The organism is Brevibacillus sp. SIMBA_040 (genome assembly GCF_046535075.1).
Lineage (GTDB): Bacteria > Bacillota > Bacilli > Brevibacillales > Brevibacillaceae > Brevibacillus.
Genome location: NZ_JAWRXI010000126.1, coordinates 1 through 293, shown reverse-complemented (window position 1 = coordinate 293; position 293 = coordinate 1). Strand labels below are relative to the sequence as shown.

General features: G+C 63.1%; 1 protein-coding gene. It reads left to right on the top strand.

What is annotated here, in order from left to right; genetic code table 11:
- Window positions 1-14 precede the first annotated feature (14 nt).
- Entirely contained in the window at window positions 15-155 is a 141-nt protein-coding gene (locus SB752_RS32240) for a DUF6890 family protein (RefSeq protein WP_008048501.1), read from the top strand.
- Window positions 156-293 lie beyond the last annotated feature (138 nt).

Here is a 293-nt window from a genome sequence, read left to right as displayed (position 1 = left end):
CCCTGGGCCAGCTGATGGCCCTGGTCGACCGCTGGCTACCGGGTGAAGAGCCGACCACGGACAACATGGGCACGGCCAAGTGGCTGGACGACCAGTATTGGAGCCGCATGGAAATCGCCATCGCCAACGGCATTTCCCGGGCGTTCAAAGGGTAACCGGCCAGCACCTGGTCAACGGAGAGTTTCATGGCTGACAACAGCGCCAAGCTCAATTTCATCGTCGCGCTCACCGACATGGTCACCGGCCCGCTGGGCAAGGTGAACGCCAGCTTTACCGAGCTGGCCAGCGGTGCG

Excerpts from the sequence above, each read along its gene's own strand:
- SB752_RS32240 (WP_008048501.1), top strand. The coding sequence starts at position 15 with ATGGCCCTGGTCGACCGCTGGCTACCGGGTGAAGAGCCGACCACGGAC.